The sequence below is a fragment of the Corynebacterium genitalium ATCC 33030 genome, from assembly GCF_000143825.1.
GTDB lineage: Bacteria > Actinomycetota > Actinomycetes > Mycobacteriales > Mycobacteriaceae > Corynebacterium > Corynebacterium genitalium.
Window position 1 is genome coordinate 1,918,927 of record NZ_CM000961.1, and the last position, 15,813, is coordinate 1,934,739.

Here is a 15,813-nt window from a genome sequence, read left to right on the forward strand (position 1 = left end):
GGTTGTCCATATGCTCATTAGAATGATGGGCATGGCTGCCACCTTCAACGCCTCGCGCATGCTCTCCTTTGATTTGGAGACCACGTCCGCGAACCCGCGCGAAGCGAGAATTGTCACCTCAGCGCTGGTGCGTATCGACGGCTCTTCCATGACCGCCACCGAGACCCTCGCCGACCCAGGTGTAGACATCCCGGAGCAGGCGGCGCGCATCCACGGCATCACCACGGAAAAAGCACGCGCTGAGGGGCGGCCCCATGACGACGTGCTCCAGGAGACGGTAGCCGCGATCAAGCAAGCGTGGGATGAAGGCTTGACCTTGGTCGTCTTCAATGCGCCCTATGACCTGTCCGTGCTGCGCGCACTCACCGGCGACTTCACGGTGACGGGGCCGGTGTTCGACCCACTGCTCATTGACCGCGCGATGGACCGGTACCGCAAGGGCGGTAAGCGGAACCTGGGCGCGTTGTCGGAGTTCTACGGGGTGCGCCTGGACAACGCGCACGAGGCGACATCGGATGCCACCGCCGCCGCGCGCATCGCGTGGAAACAGGTGAACAAGGTCTGGCCGCAGCTGTCCCAGATGGAACTCGACGAACTCATGGAGTTCCAGGCCGTGCAGCACTTCGAAATTCAAACGGAGTTCCGTAAATTCTGCGAATCACGCGGGCGGGACACCAAGGGCATCACCACAGCGTGGCCGATGCTCAGCTAGGTGCCTAGGTACTGCTGCGCCTTACCGACGAACTCACTGACGCCCTGTTCGTCACCGCCGTTTTCGACGTAGTCGCTCGTGCCGTCAGTGAACTCGAAAATCAACGACCCAGACATCGGTTCCTGGGTGATCCGGGCGATGTCCTCCACCGGACGGGTCTTCTCCTCGCTACCGTTGCTGTAGCTCAAGGTTGTGGCATCGAGGCGCGCATAACGGGTAGAACCCAAGAAGAAGAACGGCAACGCAAAGCCCATTGCGATGGGAAAAGCAATGATGTAGCTATCAAGCAACTCCCCTAAGACGAGAAATAGCGGCACCGCCATAAGCGCGAGCACCCACATGTGATTCTGGCTCTTTTCCCACGAGAGCTTTGCGTCGCTCATGGAAGACAGACTACCGGTCAACGACGGAACCTGCCCGAGATCTCGATTGCATCATTGCCACGTCATGCAACTATGACCTGGTCTTTTACGACGTTTCCGCGGCACCTATGTCAACTAGATCTTGGGGCCAGAGCCTCCACCATCTCCACCGCAGCGCGATAGTTGTGGGCAGTTGAGAGCAAGGTCGGGGCAGGATCGGCGTACACGTCGAACCCGTGCTGCGCCGGGTCGAGCTGCATCCGGTCGAAGAGCGCGAAGACGTCGTTCGGTTCCATCACCGGGAACACAGTCCGGGCGCCGCGGTCGAGCGCTTCGCCCAGCCCGTCGGTATCCACCGCACGCCCAACGGTGAACCAATCCGCACCATACATCGGCCGCGACGCGTTGAGCAGGTGCGGACCGAACACCCCCAAGCGTTCGAGGACGTCGTCTTCACTCACCGGCGGGATGTCCTCATAGTCCGTCGTTCCCTGCAACGCACCGCGCACCACCGCGTCGAGCTTCGGCTCATCGAGCTGCAATACAGTCGTTGCACCCATGCGCTTTTCGACGTCCCGTCTGTGCTCCCCCACAGCCTCCACCAGCGCGTCAGTGATGTCGCGGAGAGCCCCGTGATCCGTGATCATGCGATGCCCGTTCGGCATCTCAATCTCAGCGGCAAGCGTCCATGGGCCAACCAGCTGGATTTTGAGCTCCGGCACTTTGCCCGCCCACAGTTCCTCAAGGAGGTCGAGATCGCGCATCCACTGGTCGCGGGCGCGCATGGTCGCAATCTGCGGGCGGGCGTGAATCTGCCAACTGCGCGGACCAATGTCGACGTTGAGGGGAAGCAACGCGGCAGTACGGCCGATGACATCAGATCCGGCTCCGCGCTCCGGGAGGTGGGGAATGTGCGGCAGCGGGCTTTCGGACAGCACCACGTCCGCCGCTGCGACGAGGTCGGTGCCGGGGACAGGGCCCAGTCCGAAGGCTGTGGGAGTGGCACCGGCAGGATCAGCCATGGATGCTCCTGTTCTGCTCCCGCAAGCCAGCTACGAAATCTTCGGCGCTGGGGCTGTGGCTGCCGACACCGATCTTGACGGTGCGCCCATCACGAAGGGAAAGCACGACGGCGCGGGTGGAGCGGTTGACGTCGACAAGCGTCGTCGACGCGTCGGGCGCGAGCGTCCCCCACGGCTTTGTCACGCGCTCGTCTGCGGAGAGGTCTTCCACGCGCGCTCCCTTGATGCGGGTGAGCGGAATCTCGTCTTGGGGGCGCGGGTAGCGGCCGAACCGGAGCACGCCCCCGTCAACGTGGAGGAAGGTGCCGATGCGATGGACCACCGTGGTCACCACGGCGACGAGAAGCAGAAGGAGGATGCCGATGACCGTTGGTAACCCCTGCGTGGCCATGAGTGCGATGACCCCGCCCGCGATGAGCACGAGTGCCCCCAGCAGACCCAGGCGCCACGGAAGCGACAGGGGGTTGATCCAGATGAGATGCTTGTCCACGTTAGTGAGGATAGCGGAGCTGGGTCAGCCCCCTATTCCGTGCCGCAGATCGTACCGGACCCGAGCACGACATCGCCCTGACCGTCAGGATCCGGGAGATAGAGCACGGCGGCCTGGCCGCGTGCCACGCCAGAGAGCGGCTCGGCCAGCTCGAGGGTCATCGTGTCAGCGTCCAGGTCAACATGGGCGGTGCAGGACACAACTCCCCCATGCGCGCGGATCTGCACGTGTGCAGCGATGGGATCGCTGCACTGGGAAGCTGCGGACATGGCCTCGTGCAGGATTTTCAGTCGGTCGGCGTGAATCGTGCGCACGTCGAGTGCGGCGCGCGGGCCGACAGTGACTGTGCCGGTCGCGGCGTCGATATCAGTGACGTAGCGCGGCTTGCCGTCAGCGGCGGGAACGCGGATGTTCAGGCCCTTGCGCTGGCCAATCGTGTACTGGAAAGCGCCGTCGTGCTCCTTGAGTTCCGCACCCGACTCGTCGACGATCATGCCGGGGCGCATGCCAATGGATCGGCCGAGGAAGGCCTGGGTGTTCCCGTCCGGAATAAAGCAAATGTCGTAGGAGTCCGGCTTCGAAGCGGTGGAGAAGCCGTAGGCGGCAGCTTCCTCGCGGATCTGCGGCTTCTCCGTATCGCCGACCGGGAAAATGCAGCGGTCCAGCTCGTCGCGGGTCATCACGCCAAGCACGTAAGACTGGTCCTTCTGCGGGTCTATGGAGCGGCGCAGGTTACCGGCGCCGTCGATCAGCGCGTAGTGCCCTGTCGCGATCGCGTCGAAACCGAGCTGCACCGCGCGCTCGAGAAGTGCTGCGAACTTGATTTTCTCGTTGCAGCGCAGGCACGGGTTCGGTGTCTCGCCGCGGGCGTAACTGTCGACGAAATCGTCGATGACGTCTTCCTTGAAGCGGTCCGAGAAGTCCCACACGTAGAACGGAATCCCCAGCTTGTCGCACACGCGGCGCGCATCGGCAGAGTCCTCCAGCGAGCAGCAGCCGCGGGCGGACTCGCGGGTCTGATGCGCGTCCTTCGATAGGGCGAGGTGGACACCGACGACATCGTGTCCGGCATCGACAAGTCGCGCCGCCGCCACAGAGGAATCGACGCCGCCGCTCATTGCTGCCAAAACTCGCACGGTGCGTGAGTGTAGTCCCCCACGTCGCGGAGACGAAACGGCTGAATCGGCGAAGTGGTACCCGGGTACGACGTATTCGGCGCAGACGGAAGTTACGGTGGTAAATCATGAAGATCCAGTCGAGCCATGTGAGCCTGCGCGATGTCGGGCTGGCTTTACTGCTTGTCTCCTTCGGCCAGATAGGCCCTCTTACTAACGGCCCGAGCATCATCGATGGTGCGCTCGCTGTGTGCGCGGCGACCGCACCGTTTACACGATGGCGGTGGCCACTGCCCACAATTGGTGTCGCGATCATCTTGCTCGCAGCGTGCGCATTCCAGCCGGAACTGCCGATTGGAACAGTATCGGTCGCAGTCTTCATGGCTTATACCGCGCGCCGCCACCTGCCGTCGCCCCTCCGCGACGTCACTACGGCAGCTCTTCTTGCCGGAGTATTCGTAGCTACGACCTTCATCTCCGCACCGCTCGTCGCTGTGCCATTCCCTCAGCGCGTGCCCTACATCGCATGGAGCGTGACTCTTCTGGTCGTCGGCTTGCTTATGGGCGAGCTCCGACGCCGCGCGATAGAAACCGCAGAAAAGGAAATGCAGTTCCAACTCGAGCGCCAGCGCGACGAACTCGAACGCGCCTCAGCGGAACAACGCGCTCACCTCGCGCGCGAAATCCACGACATCGTCACACATTCACTCACCGTCATCGTGGCGCAAACCGACGGCGCGCTCTACGGTTCTGACCGGGACGCTGCGCTGCGCACGATCAGCTCTGTCAGCCGTGAGTCGCTGCGTCAGATGCGCGGGATCGTGGGACTGTTGCGCGATCCAGATCCCCGCCCGCTCACACCGTTGTCGACGAAGCTCGATATCGACGAACTTGTCACAACCAGCCGCGCCGGCGGTCTCGACGTCAGAGTGAATGTCAGCGGCGAACAACCCGTTCAATTAGATCCTGCGACTTCGCTGACGGCGCACCGCATCGTGCAGGAAGCGCTGACTAATGCGCTCAAACACGGCGATGGCCACGCACACCTGACTGTGTCATGGGCCGCCGACGAAGTGGGCATTCGCGTGGACAACAGGTTCGAGCCGGGAGCCCACACTGGTCCCGGGCATGGCTTAACCGGTATGCACGAACGCGCGGCGCTAATCGACGGCTCCGTCACTTCCGCCCCTGCCGGTAGCAACACGTGGGTGATGCAAGCTCGACTGCCTCTGAGCATCACCAGCGAGGTGCGCTGATGAGGATTCATTCCATTGGCCTCGTCGATGACCAAGCACTGTTCCTCCATGGCATCCGCAATGTCGTGAACTCGCAACCAGACATGGATGTCCAATGGATCGCCGGTAACGGCGAGGAAGCTCTGGCCGCGATGAGCGAACATCCGGTGGACATCGTGCTTATGGATGTGCAGATGCCTGTTCTCGACGGCATTTCTGGAACCCGCCAGCTTTCGAAACGATTTCCCGGTGCCAAGGTCATTATCCTCACCACCTTCGACGACGAGGACTATGTCATGGGCGGACTCGCCGCCGGAGCGAGCGGTTTTCTGCTCAAGGATGCTGAGCCCGAAACACTTCTCGACGCCATCCGCACCGTCGCCTCCGGTGATGCTGTGATTTCACCGCGGGCAACCAACCGGATCGTCGCCAAGCTCAGCGAAGCCCCAGCTGAAACCATTCCCCTCTCCACGGCCGACCGCCGCGCCATTCAAGAGTTGACTGAGCGGGAGCACGAGATCCTCATTGCGGTGGGACGCGGATGGACCAACACGGAAATCGCAGAAAGACTGTTCATCTCCATGCCGACGGTGAAAACGCACGTTGGCCGTGTCTTAATGAAGACGCATTCGCGTGACCGCGTGCATGCCGCACTCTTTGCCTACCGGACCGGGTTGGTCTCGCGCTCCGATTTGCTAGATTCCTAAGCCCTCATACCCGGGTATCACGCAGAAGATCGTGCCCCGCGCCGACGCGCACAGCCCCTGTCCTGCGGAAGCCTTGAGGGCATGGATACATCATCGATCATTGCAACACAGGGGTTAACAAAGACCTACGGTTCCACGACTGTCGTTGACTCCCTCAATCTCAAAGTGACAGCTGGCACCGTGCACGGTCTGCTTGGCCCGAATGGCTCAGGCAAATCCACGACCATGAAGATGCTTCTCGGACTTGTCACTCCAACTAGCGGTGAAATCAAGATCCACGGACAGCCGATGAATCGACAAACGCGGCAGCAGGTTCTCCGCGGTGTCGGCTCTCTAATTGAGGCGCCCTCGGCGTATCCGCACCTCACAGGCGGTGAGAACATCCAGATCGCCACCCGCCTGTTCGAGGCCGATCCAGTTCACACGCAGCGTGCAATCGAACTCGTGCGTCTGGGCAAGCACATGGACAAGCTAGTGAAGAACTATTCGCTCGGCATGAAACAGCGTCTCGGAATTGCGATGGCGCTCGTTCGGGACCCGCAACTTCTCATACTCGACGAACCCACCAATGGTCTCGACCCCGCCGGCATCGAAGAGATCCGTCAGCTCATTGTCAGCCTTTCCCGAGATGAAGGCCGCACGGTGCTCGTTTCCAGCCACCTACTTTCGGAAATAGAAAAGATGGCGACGAATTTGACCATCATCGACCGCGGCAGGCTCATCTTCCAAGGTTCGCAAGAGCAGCTTTACAACGCTCAACTGCCCGACCTCTTCATCCAAACCCCATCCGAGGACATCGCCGCAGATCTTCTGGCCGCGTTCCGACCGGTGCGCGGTGACAACGGGATTGAACTCGCTGGAGTAACCGACCAACAAGTTGCCGAAATCTGCGCCCGGCTTGTCGGCAACGGTGTGCCGCTTTACCAAGTTGTTCGTAAACGCCGCAGTTTGGAGGAAGTCTTCATTGGACTAACCGGAACGGAGGGGTTGAGCGCATGATAGTTGAAATCGCGAAACTGCGACGCACGAAAGTGATCCTGCTTGGATTGCTGACATCTATTGCAGTCCTGCTCTTCTCCTGCATAAATCTCTTCGCCGAAAAGTCCGTGGGCTACTTCTCAGCCTTTCCCGACAATGCTTGGGGCAGCCACCTGGTCGTCCTTGCCATCTCGCTGTCGCTGATGTCCCCGCTACAGCTTGCCCTCATTGCCAGCCGCGCTGTGGATACCGAACACGCGAGTGGAGGGTGGATGCTCAACGCGATGGCTGGTGTGCCAACCGGCTCACTTCTACGCCGCAAACTGCTCGTAACCGCACCGTTGGTCACCGCGTTGAAGACTCTCGAGTTCAGTTTGTCCTTTTCGCTTCCCATTCTGCTTGGGGCCCCGCTGCCTCCTAGACAAGCTGCCCTAGCGTGGTTTGGCTTCTACGCGGCCAGCGTGATCACGAGCATTCTCGTGCTTGCCGTGATGCTGATTCTCTCTGGCGTGACCGAATCCCAAGTCGGAGTGCTAGCGCTCGGAGTCGTCGGAGGTTTCCTCGGGGTTGGCGCGATGTTGTCTCCGCCGTGGCTCGCAGCGGTGAACCCATTCGGATACTTCGCGGTTACGACTCCCTACCGTTTCTCAGATTCGGGCATCTCCGCCACTGATCCAAGCTGGATGGCGTGGCTCGCGTACTTAACACTGATCACTGTCGGTTTCTTGGCGTTAACCTGCCGACTCAATAGAAAGGAAGTCTAGCCATGCAGTTGTACCTCAACGACATGCTTAAACTGCACCGCTCCTACATATGGACGGTCGTTCTAGGCGTGCCTTTCATTGCTGTCGCATTCGGAGCCGGCAACTACGCAGCCAACTTAGAGACTCTTGACCAAGGGTGGGACAGCTACTGGTCCCAAGCACTGCTGTTCTACGGAATGTTATTCATGGGCATGGGCATCGCCATTCTCACGGCGGCGGTGTGGCGGGTTGAGCATCGGGGCGGTAACTGGGCACCGTTGCTTACTTCACCGCGCTCTTACGCAGCTCTGATCACCTCTAAACTCGCCACCATCATGACGTTGACGATACTTATGCAGCTCGTTTTCTTGGTTCTAAGTATCGGAGCGGGCTGGTTGACGGGGCTTTCAGGGCCGCCGCCAGCAAGCCTGGTCGGGGCCGCGTTGTTCTCGCTCATACCAGCCGTCGCTGTCGCGTCATGGCAGTCGTTGCTATCGATGACAATCCGCAGCTTTGCAGTGCCAATCGCCATCGGGCTCGTCGCGAGCATAGTCGCATTCGGAGTTCTCTCCTCCGGTGCGCCGGGTATGCAGTTCGTCGTGCCCCAAGCTCTGCTCACGGACACAATGTGGCTGGGAAGCACCGCCGTCGTGTATGCAGGAGCGCTTGAAGTCGGCAGAATCCTGAAGGTACTCCTTGCCTCGATCGTTCTCGCGAGCATCGCCTGGGCGGCGGCTACCACGTATCTGCGCAGAACTGATGCGCGCCTGTAGTCTCGACCTTCATGGCCCACGACAGCGAATTCCATGAGATCGACACCGGCGTCGCGGAGATCGTTCACGAGCCGGACGGGTCGATGCTGCTCATGGTCAACGGGGTGCCCAGCTCGCACATTGTCCCGGGTGAGCCGGAGCGCCTTGACTTCGAGTACATGCGGTGGATCGCTGCGGCAGTGGAAACCAGGAGCTGGGAAAAGCCGCGGCTAACACATCTAGGCGGTGGGGGCTGCACGCTCGCGCGCTACTTCGCGCACGTGTGGCCGCATTCGCGCAACACGGTCGTGGAATGGGACATGGACTTGGCGGTGCTGGCACGGGAGAAGTTCGACATCCCGCACAAACCCGCAGTGAAAATCCGTGTCGGTGACGCCCGCGAAGAGACCGACGGTTTCGTCGACGCCAGCCGCGACGTGATCATCCGCGACGTGTTCGAGTCCGCGACCACACCGCGCAGCTTGACGACGGTCGAGTTCTATCAGGCCTGCTCACGTTCCCTCTCCGCGGACGGCCTGTACGTGGCTAACTGCGGCTCCCACGGCGACCTGAAGGAAGCACGCGAAGAGCTTGCGGGAATGGCGGAGGTCTTTGAGCACCTGGCCGTGATCGCGGATCCGCCGATGCTCAAGGGGCGGAGATACGGAAACATCGTGCTGCTCGGCTCAGCGGTGGAGATAGCAGAAACCCCCGAGCTGACCAAACGGTTGCTCGGGGGTGCCGTTCCTGCCCACTTCAAAGATGACTCGTGGGCGAGGAACCTCGCTGCTTCGGGGGCAGTGCGGCGGGATCCGCCTATTCGCTAGAACCCTGCTGATTGTTGGCGTTGTCCAGCAGGATGAGCAGGTCGCCGACGGAGTACTCGCTATCGAGCATCATGTTGTTCAAGTCCTCGACCGGCAGTTCGCCGTTCTCCACCTGGATGCGGGCGGTGTCGGCGATGTTGCGGGCGTCCTGGGCGTCGAAGCCGAATGTCTTCGCAGCGTCCTCCACCTGCTGGCCCTCCACAATGCCAGTGGTCAGACCCAGGATCGCAGCGACGAGTGCAGTATTGTTCTTCTCCAGCACCTCTAGCGAGTCAGAGATCTCGCTTTCGATCTTGGTGTCCTGGAACTGCTCGAGCACGCCGCCAGTGGCGTTCAGTTCGCCGGCGCTGAAGCGCGCGAACTGGCCCTGGTTGCCGTTGAACATATTGGTGTCCACCGGGGTGTTGATGCCGGAGATGCGGCCGTTGTCGGAGCGCTGCCAAATGTCCACCTTGTCCCAGCCGCCGACGGGACGCGGCGCCTTGTTCTGCCACGCCGCCAACCACAGCGGGTAGTTGGAGAACTCCTCTGTGCCCCCCATCTTCTCTTCCCAGAAGTAGCGGTAGGTGTAGATGATCGGGGTGCGGCCGGTCTCACTCTCCACGATCTGAAGGAAGGTGCGCGTCCAGTCCTGGAGCTCTTTAGGGCTCAGGTCCTCATCGACCTCAAGGTCCAGCACAGGCGGCAGCGCGGTCTGCGGGCCGGTGTTGACCACGTTGGAGAAGTGGTGCGCCTGGGCAGAGGCATCGCGCGCCGGGCGGGCGAAGTGGTACGCGCCGACGGAGAGGCCAGTGTCGGCCGCTTCCTGCGCGAACTTGTGGAAAGACTTGTCCGTGAAGTCCGTGCCTTCGGTGGCTTTAATGAAGGCGAAGCGCTGGTTGTCGCCCTTGACGGCGTTCCAGTCGATCGGGGTCTCTCCCCCGGTGTTCTGGTGGTTGGAGACATCCACGCCGTTGACGAAGTTGGCGTCGGTGTTGGCGTTGACCGGGCCGGCCACGAGCGCTGTGGCAAACAGGGCAACCGCACCGAAAAGGGCAGCAGGACGCAAGGATCGAGTCATCATAGGTGCAACGGTAAACCACAAACGTCACAAGATTCACATGCGACACGCAAATTTACCTGTGACCCATGAATTAAAACGTGGCGCGCTCAATGACCTCTGGGAGAGCAGCCACCACAGCGTCTACATCCTCTTGCGTTGTCGTCCGCCCAAGTGTGAACCGCAACGCGCCGTCAGATCCCACACCCATCGCCTCGAGCACGTGGCTGGGCTGGTTCACCCCACTGTTGCAGGCGGAACCGGTGGAAGCTTCGATGCCGAGGCCGTCGAGAAGCATGATCATTGCATCGCCGTTCGCACCGGGGAACGTGAAGTGGGCGTGCCCAGGAAGGGCGGGCTCGGTCGTCGTCACGCGTGCGGTGCTTATCTCTGCCGTGACACCGCTGACCAGTCGGTCTCGCAGTGAACTGACTCGCGCGCGTTCACTGTCCATCTCCCCGACGGCTTCTTTCAGCGCCGCCGCGGTAGCGATCGCAGATGCCGCGTCGACGGTGCCGGGGCGGATCCCGCGTTCCTGTCCCCCGCCGTGGATGACGGGTTCGAGCTTCGGGCTGCGGCGGGCAAGCAGAAGACCCACGCCACGTGGCCCGCCGAATTTGTGGGCGGATGCCGCCAGCGTGCTGAATTGGTGCGCGTGAAAGTCGACGGGTATATGCCCCACGACTTGCACCGCGTCGACGTGCACAGGAGTGCCGGCGGCCGTGGCACGCGCCGCGATGTCCTCTACAGGCTGGATTGCCCCGGTCTCGTTGTTCGCCCACATGCACGTCGCCAGGGCGGCGGGCTGATCGAGAATCTCGGTCGGCTCGACGTGGCCGGAGAAGCCGACCGGGAGTAGCTCGACATCAGCACCCGGCAGCTTTTCGACGGCTTCCCGCACCGCCGGATGCTCAATCCCCGTCGAGATGACGCGGTGGGACGGGCTGGCGTGGAACAACCCCTGTACGGCCAGGTTGTCTGCTTCCGTGCCGGATCCGGTGAAGATGACCTCGATCGGGTCAGCGCCGAGCAGCGCCGCAATAGTCTCTCGCGCCTCGGACAGGACAGCGTTCGCGGCGCGGCCGGAACCGTATTGCGAAGCCGGATTGAGTAGGTGGGCGTGCTCGGCCCAAGCATCCACCGCCACCTGCCGGATGGGCGTGGTGGCGGCGTGGTCGAAGTACCTAACGGCGGTTCTCAAGGGCCTTGATGAGCTCGGGAACGAAGTCCTCGATGTCGGCGACGACACCGATGTCCGCAATGGCGAAGATCGGCTCGTCGCGCTCCTGGTTCACAGCCACGATCGTTCCGGACGTCTGCATACCGGAGGTGTGCTGGATCGCACCGGAAATGCCCAGGGCAATGTACAGGTCCGGGGAGACAGTCGCGCCGGTCTGTCCGATCTGCGTTTCAGGGGCGGCCCAGCCCAGGTCGACGATGTCGCGGGTGGAGCCGGTGGCGGCGCCGAGCACGTCGGCCAGCTTTTCCACGTAATCGCTGTAACCCTCCTCCGAGCCGACACCGCGGCCGCCGGAGACGACCGTTGACGCGGTGGTGAGCTCCGGACGGTCAGCGCGAGCCTTCGGGGTGAAGCCCTTCACGGTCACATCGCGGTCGGTCTTGGCCGGCAGCGGCATAGGAGCAAGCTCACCCGCAGCCTCTTGCGGCTGCGCTTTCACGGAGCCGGGGCGCAGGGTGAAGATCGGGGTCTCTCCCCCGGCCACGGCGGTGGTGGTGTAGCTGCCACCGAAGATCTCGTGGTGGCCGGCTTTGTTCGTCTCGATACCGGTGACGTTGGCCAGCACACCGGCGCCGAGTCGCGCGCCGAGGCGGCCGGCGATCTCGTTGCCGGTCACCGTCGCCGCGATGACGATCGGCGCGGGGTTGGCGGCACCGAGGGCCTGCAGCGCGTCGACCTCAGGGGTGATCAAGCGCTCCTCGTAATCCTCCGTGGATGCATCGATGACCTGGGCGGCACCGAGGCGAGCGAGTTCTGGCGCAAGGTGCTCGGCGACGCCAGGTTTGCCAACGACCACGACGGACACGACCCCCAGGTCGCGGGCGGCGGTGATCAGCTCGCCGGTGATGGGACTGAGTTCACGGCCCGCTTCCGAGCCGGCGTGTTCTGCAAGTACGTACACGTGCATGATGTGGGCTCCTTAGATCAGGTTGCGGGCGGCCAGGTGCTCAACCACCTGAGCTGCGATGTCGTCGGCAGGGCCTTCCAGCAGCTCACCGGCAGTGCGCGGCGGCACCTCGGTCGCGCTGGTGACGGCGGTAGCGGACGGAACAGCCTCCAGGCCGATGTCGGCGGCGCTGTAGCGAGTGATCTCGTGCTTCTTGGCAGCCTTCATTCCCTTGAAGTTGGGGAAGCGCGGCTTGTCGGACTGCTCAGTGACGGCCACCACTGCCGGAAGCGCTGCTGCGACCTCCCAGGTTCCGCGCTCGTCATCGCGGGTGCCGTGGATCTGTTGTGCCTCGATGCGCAGGTTGTACGCCTGCGTCAGCGCCGGCACCTGGCGGTACTCGGCGAGCATGCCGGGCAGCACACCGGTGGAGCCGTCGGAGGACTGGTTGCCCATGATCACCAGAGAGAGGTCCTCAATGGTGCTGAGCAGACTGTTCAGGGCCCATGCAGTGGCGATGGCGTCGGAGCCGGCCAAGGAGTCGTCGATAAGCGAAATGGCGTCGTCTGCGCCCATTGCGATCGCTTTGCGCAATGCTTCTTCGCAGCCCTCCGGCCCCATCGTGACGGCAATGACCTTGTAACCATCGTTTTCGTCGCGCAGGCGCAGGGCAGCCTCGACGGCGTATTCGCTGATCTCGTCGAGCACGTTGTCGGCGCTGGAGCGGTCGAGCGTGTTGTCGGCCGCGAGGGTCTTTGTCGACCACGTGTCGGGCACGTTTTTCACTAGAACGGCAATAGTGGACATGGGTGCGAGCCTAGCGCACACGCGCACCACATAGATATGCAGTGGCCGTGTCGCCGATGCGCGCGATGACCACCGCCATCGGTGTGCTGCCCTTGAGTTTCATCTTGTTGCGCAGCTGGTCAGGGTCAACATCGACACCACGCACGAGAATCTCCAGTGCGCCCGCACCATGAGCCTGCAGGGCCGGTTTCAGCTTCTTCAGCGGCACTTCCTCGATGAATGGAAATCCGGAGTGGTGCTCCGGCACACGATCGCCCGTGAGGAACGCGATGTGCGGATCGAGCATCGCCAGATCGTGCTTGGCCGCCCAGTGGCGCACCAGGCCAGCGCGGATGACGGCACCGTCGGGCTCGATAATGAAGCGCCGCGGCGTACCGACGTCCACAGCCTCCCCGGCCCCATCCGTGATCCGTTCGGTGAACCCCGGCTGGATCACCACTGCTTCCCGTTTCGCGGGGTCAAGGCCGGGAGTGTAGAGACAGGCTTCCTTCACGGCCCCGTTCTCGCTGACGATACTGACCAGGCCGGGCCACTGCGAATAATCGATGCCGGGTGCGCATTTGACGGCCATTTCGGCGTAGGGATAGGCCTCAAGCAGGTCCGGCAGCGGCGGGATGAGCTTAGCCGGGTCGGTGATCCGGCGTCCGTCCTTGCGCCGGGCGGGATCGGCGACAATGACGCGTCCTGGACCAGAGCCGCTGCACATCCGGCGCGTCGGGCCCGCACTGCTCGCGGGAGTGGTGACGGGATGCAGCGCATCAGCCACAGCCACATGCGGCCCCACGTTGTGGCGTGCCATGAGCACGCGCGAGAAGTCGATGTCTGTGCCCAGCCAATCCATGCCCTGCGCTGTGACAGCGGGGGCTTCGGTGCCGATGGAACACGTCACGTCGTGCACCAACGAAGCCCCGGCGCGGGCGATGCGCTCAGCGCGCACCTGGGCGACAGTGTGCGGGGTGGCCTGCTGAGCCGCATCCGTATCGGTCAGCCAGGATGCTGCGTTGGCTGCGTCGGGGAGCTTTGAAGCGAGCGCGCGCTGGGCGGTCACCAGTTCCATGACGGCGCGGGAGTGCTCGCCGAAGACAGGCTGGAGCCTCTGGCGGTCAGCAAGGACGGACTTCTTCGTCAGCTCCAACTCCCCCGCTGCGTCGGCGATCGCGTCGAGCCGGCTGGCGAGGAAGCGGACCTCCTCGGGGTTAAAGCTCAAATTTCTTGCCCATCCGGTTGACCGGGTTGGACTCGAACAGCTCCCGGTAGCGGGGAATGTCGACGGGGTCGCCGACAACCGCTTCAATCTCTTTGCCCTTGACGTTGTCCATGATTTCGTCGACGGAGGCGAATTCGGAGATGTCGTACAGCTGCGCCCAGGTCGACGGGGCGAAGCGGACAAGGCCTTGGCGCCACCCGTCAATGAGCAAGCTCGGCGGGAACCAGTTCGCATCACTTGCCTCGCCCGTGGCTACGTCAGGCTCTTGACCGTGCGGAAGCTCCGCGACGAAGGTGAATGTGTCGAACCACGTGCCTTTCTCGCTCTTGCCCACCCAGCGGCCAGAAGGTTTGAGCAAGGTCGCATCGACATCCAGGCCGGTTTCTTCGAGCACTTCGGTGAAGGAGAGTTCGTGGCTTTCCAACCGCTTGCGGATTTGGTGGAAGGGGCGGGCGTCTTGGAGGAGTTTGTCGTTGTCGTCGACAAGCAACAGCGTGCCTGTTTCCTCGAAAAGCTCACGCACAGCGGCGAACATGAGCGCGTGGGCTTGGCGCGGCTTGACGTCGAGCTGTTTGGCCAAGTCGTGCACGCTACGGCCGGACCAGAGTTCTTTCGCGTCCTCCTTGTCGGCCGGGAAGTCGCGGATATCCACTCCACCGCCGGGAAAGACCGTCATACCGGGGTAATTGCGCATCGTGAGAACGCGCTCTTGCATCCAGACCTCTAAGCCTGCAATGCCGTCGCGCACGAGGATCACTGTGGCCGCCAAACGGCCGTAGTTGATCCCCTTCATGTCCTCCTCGTTGCGTGAGCCCATTATGCCCTCCGGTGCGCTCCAGCACGGCGGGTCCTGCGGGCGAAGAAACGGCCGTCTTCCTTCGTCAACGTGATCGGTTGGTGATAGGCCTTCGTCAGGTTCTCACTGGTGAGAACGTCATCGATCAGCCCTTGCGCAACGACATCGCCTTCGCTGAGCAGCATCGCGTGGGTGAAGCCGTAGGGAATCTCCTCGACGTGGTGAGTGATCATCACGATCGCCGGGGCATCAGGGTCGAGCGCGAGATCACCCAAATACGCCACGAGATCCTCGCGGCCACCCAGGTCAAGCCCCGCTCCCGGCTCATCCATGATGAGCAACTCGGGGTTGACCATGATCGCACGCGCAATGAGGACACGCTTCTTTTCACCGTCCGACAGTGTGCCCCAGCGGCGGCCAAGGAGGTGGAACGCGCCAACGTGGTCAAGGGCGTCGTGGACCTGCTCGTAGTCCACCTCGTCGTACTCTTCCCTCCAGCGCCCCACAACGGCGTAGCCGCCGGAGAGCACAAGATCTTCCACCAGTTCGTCAGCGGGAACACGATCCCCCAGTTCCGATGTGGTCATGCCGATCACGGCGCGCAGATCGCGCATGTCCGTCTTGCCCAGCTGCTCACCCAGCACAAACGCCGTGCCTGACGACGGATGCTCCTGGGCGGCCGCCATCCGGATCAACGACGTCTTTCCCGCGCCGTTGGGCCCGATGACGACCCACCGTTCATCCAGCTCAACTTTCCAGTCCACGGGCCCTACCAACACGTTGCCGCCGCGGCGGAAATCCACTCCGCGGAAGTCGATGAGCAGGTCTGGATCCGTCTGGGGTTCCTCTGGTCGATTCTGGGCAGTTTGATCAGTCACGCCCCCTATTGTGGCGC

18 protein-coding genes are annotated in these 15,813 nt (G+C 62.6%); 7 read left to right on the plus strand and 11 right to left on the minus strand.

Going from position 1 to position 15,813, the window contains the following annotated elements; all coding sequences use genetic code 11:
- Positions 1-31: 31 nt before the first annotated feature.
- Positions 32-712: a 3'-5' exonuclease gene (locus HMPREF0291_RS09065; protein WP_040424511.1), complete on the plus strand. Its 681-nt coding sequence runs from the start codon at positions 32-34 to the stop codon at positions 710-712.
- On the opposite strand, the gene HMPREF0291_RS09070 is transcribed toward HMPREF0291_RS09065, so the two are convergent.
- The 4 genes from HMPREF0291_RS09070 to mnmA all read right to left on the minus strand — a co-directional run bounded on the left by HMPREF0291_RS09070 (position 709) and on the right by mnmA (position 3,722).
- Positions 709-1,095: a hypothetical protein gene (locus HMPREF0291_RS09070; RefSeq protein ID WP_005290495.1), complete on the minus strand. Its 387-nt coding sequence runs from the start codon at positions 1,093-1,095 to the stop codon at positions 709-711. The genes HMPREF0291_RS09065 and HMPREF0291_RS09070 overlap by 4 nt on opposite strands.
- A gap of 110 nt (positions 1,096-1,205) precedes the next feature.
- Entirely contained in the window at positions 1,206-2,096 is an 891-nt protein-coding gene (locus HMPREF0291_RS09075) for a uroporphyrinogen decarboxylase/cobalamine-independent methonine synthase family protein (RefSeq protein ID WP_005290497.1), read from the minus strand.
- Positions 2,089-2,586, minus strand: coding sequence for a hypothetical protein (locus tag HMPREF0291_RS09080; protein WP_005290498.1), 498 nt, complete (start codon positions 2,584-2,586; stop codon positions 2,089-2,091). The genes HMPREF0291_RS09075 and HMPREF0291_RS09080 overlap by 8 nt, the downstream gene beginning before the upstream one ends.
- 32 nt (positions 2,587-2,618) lie before the next feature.
- Complete coding sequence (gene mnmA / locus HMPREF0291_RS09085) at positions 2,619-3,722, minus strand: tRNA 2-thiouridine(34) synthase MnmA (RefSeq protein WP_040423769.1); 1,104 nt, start codon at positions 3,720-3,722, stop codon at positions 2,619-2,621.
- 107 nt (positions 3,723-3,829) lie between these two features.
- On the opposite strand from mnmA, the gene HMPREF0291_RS09090 reads away from it, so the two are divergent.
- From HMPREF0291_RS09090 to HMPREF0291_RS09115, 6 genes are all read left to right on the plus strand, one after another.
- Complete coding sequence (locus tag HMPREF0291_RS09090) at positions 3,830-4,957, plus strand: sensor histidine kinase (protein WP_005290502.1); 1,128 nt, start codon at positions 3,830-3,832, stop codon at positions 4,955-4,957.
- Positions 4,957-5,643 (plus strand): response regulator, encoded by a 687-nt coding sequence (locus tag HMPREF0291_RS09095; protein ID WP_005290506.1) that lies wholly within the window; start codon positions 4,957-4,959, stop codon positions 5,641-5,643. Before HMPREF0291_RS09090 ends, HMPREF0291_RS09095 begins: the two co-directional genes overlap by 1 nt.
- 81 nt (positions 5,644-5,724) lie before the next feature.
- The gene (locus HMPREF0291_RS09100) at positions 5,725-6,642 is read left to right on the plus strand and encodes an ABC transporter ATP-binding protein (RefSeq protein WP_005290508.1); all 918 of its coding nucleotides are present in this window, start codon (positions 5,725-5,727) and stop codon (positions 6,640-6,642) included.
- Entirely contained in the window at positions 6,639-7,385 is a 747-nt protein-coding gene (locus HMPREF0291_RS09105; RefSeq protein WP_005290510.1) for an ABC transporter permease, read from the plus strand. The genes HMPREF0291_RS09100 and HMPREF0291_RS09105 overlap by 4 nt, the downstream gene beginning before the upstream one ends.
- Before the next feature lie 2 nt (positions 7,386-7,387).
- Positions 7,388-8,137, plus strand: coding sequence for an ABC transporter permease (locus HMPREF0291_RS09110; RefSeq protein WP_005290513.1), 750 nt, complete (start codon positions 7,388-7,390; stop codon positions 8,135-8,137).
- Between the two features lie 11 nt (positions 8,138-8,148).
- Positions 8,149-8,943, plus strand: coding sequence for a spermidine synthase (locus HMPREF0291_RS09115; RefSeq protein WP_005290516.1), 795 nt, complete (start codon positions 8,149-8,151; stop codon positions 8,941-8,943).
- On the opposite strand, the gene HMPREF0291_RS09120 is transcribed toward HMPREF0291_RS09115, so the two are convergent.
- The 7 genes from HMPREF0291_RS09120 to HMPREF0291_RS09150 form a co-directional block, all read right to left on the minus strand.
- Entirely contained in the window at positions 8,933-10,006 is a 1,074-nt protein-coding gene (locus tag HMPREF0291_RS09120; RefSeq protein WP_005290518.1) for a glycoside hydrolase family 25 protein, read from the minus strand. The two genes, HMPREF0291_RS09115 and HMPREF0291_RS09120, sit on opposite strands and share 11 nt — an antisense overlap.
- A 70-nt stretch (positions 10,007-10,076) precedes the next feature.
- Complete coding sequence (locus HMPREF0291_RS09125; RefSeq protein ID WP_005290520.1) at positions 10,077-11,183, minus strand: cysteine desulfurase family protein; 1,107 nt, start codon at positions 11,181-11,183, stop codon at positions 10,077-10,079.
- Positions 11,167-12,132: an electron transfer flavoprotein subunit alpha/FixB family protein gene (locus HMPREF0291_RS09130; protein ID WP_040423771.1), complete on the minus strand. Its 966-nt coding sequence runs from the start codon at positions 12,130-12,132 to the stop codon at positions 11,167-11,169. The genes HMPREF0291_RS09125 and HMPREF0291_RS09130 overlap by 17 nt, the downstream gene beginning before the upstream one ends.
- Before the next feature lie 9 nt (positions 12,133-12,141).
- The gene (locus HMPREF0291_RS09135) at positions 12,142-12,915 is read right to left on the minus strand and encodes an electron transfer flavoprotein subunit beta/FixA family protein (protein ID WP_005290523.1); all 774 of its coding nucleotides are present in this window, start codon (positions 12,913-12,915) and stop codon (positions 12,142-12,144) included.
- 10 nt (positions 12,916-12,925) lie between these two features.
- Positions 12,926-14,122, minus strand: a complete 1,197-nt coding sequence (locus tag HMPREF0291_RS09140; protein WP_005290525.1) for a THUMP-like domain-containing protein — start codon at positions 14,120-14,122, stop codon at positions 12,926-12,928.
- On the minus strand, positions 14,112-14,939 hold the full coding sequence (locus HMPREF0291_RS09145) for an NUDIX hydrolase (RefSeq protein WP_005290527.1): 828 nt from the start codon (positions 14,937-14,939) through the stop codon (positions 14,112-14,114). Before HMPREF0291_RS09145 ends, HMPREF0291_RS09140 begins: the two co-directional genes overlap by 11 nt.
- A complete protein-coding gene (locus tag HMPREF0291_RS09150) occupies positions 14,939-15,796 on the minus strand; it encodes an ABC transporter ATP-binding protein (RefSeq protein ID WP_005290528.1) in 858 nt (285 codons plus the stop codon). The genes HMPREF0291_RS09145 and HMPREF0291_RS09150 overlap by 1 nt, the downstream gene beginning before the upstream one ends.
- Positions 15,797-15,813: the final 17 nt, after the last annotated feature.

What these genes read in the sequence shown, in the direction of transcription:
- HMPREF0291_RS09065 (WP_040424511.1), top strand. Translation starts at nt 32, where the DNA reads ATGGCTGCCACCTTCAACGCCTCGCGCATGCTCTCCTTTGATTTGGAG.
- HMPREF0291_RS09070 (WP_005290495.1), bottom strand. Translation starts at nt 1,095, where the DNA reads ATGAGCGACGCAAAGCTCTCGTGGGAAAAGAGCCAGAATCACATGTGG.
- HMPREF0291_RS09075 (WP_005290497.1), bottom strand. Translation starts at nt 2,096, where the DNA reads ATGGCTGATCCTGCCGGTGCCACTCCCACAGCCTTCGGACTGGGCCCT.
- HMPREF0291_RS09090 (WP_005290502.1), top strand. Translation starts at nt 3,830, where the DNA reads ATGAAGATCCAGTCGAGCCATGTGAGCCTGCGCGATGTCGGGCTGGCT.
- HMPREF0291_RS09095 (WP_005290506.1), top strand. Translation starts at nt 4,957, where the DNA reads ATGAGGATTCATTCCATTGGCCTCGTCGATGACCAAGCACTGTTCCTC.
- HMPREF0291_RS09100 (WP_005290508.1), top strand. Translation starts at nt 5,725, where the DNA reads ATGGATACATCATCGATCATTGCAACACAGGGGTTAACAAAGACCTAC.
- HMPREF0291_RS09105 (WP_005290510.1), top strand. Translation starts at nt 6,639, where the DNA reads ATGATAGTTGAAATCGCGAAACTGCGACGCACGAAAGTGATCCTGCTT.
- HMPREF0291_RS09110 (WP_005290513.1), top strand. Translation starts at nt 7,388, where the DNA reads ATGCAGTTGTACCTCAACGACATGCTTAAACTGCACCGCTCCTACATA.
- HMPREF0291_RS09115 (WP_005290516.1), top strand. Translation starts at nt 8,149, where the DNA reads ATGGCCCACGACAGCGAATTCCATGAGATCGACACCGGCGTCGCGGAG.
- HMPREF0291_RS09120 (WP_005290518.1), bottom strand. Translation starts at nt 10,006, where the DNA reads ATGATGACTCGATCCTTGCGTCCTGCTGCCCTTTTCGGTGCGGTTGCC.
- HMPREF0291_RS09135 (WP_005290523.1), bottom strand. Translation starts at nt 12,915, where the DNA reads ATGTCCACTATTGCCGTTCTAGTGAAAAACGTGCCCGACACGTGGTCG.
- HMPREF0291_RS09145 (WP_005290527.1), bottom strand. Translation starts at nt 14,939, where the DNA reads ATGGGCTCACGCAACGAGGAGGACATGAAGGGGATCAACTACGGCCGT.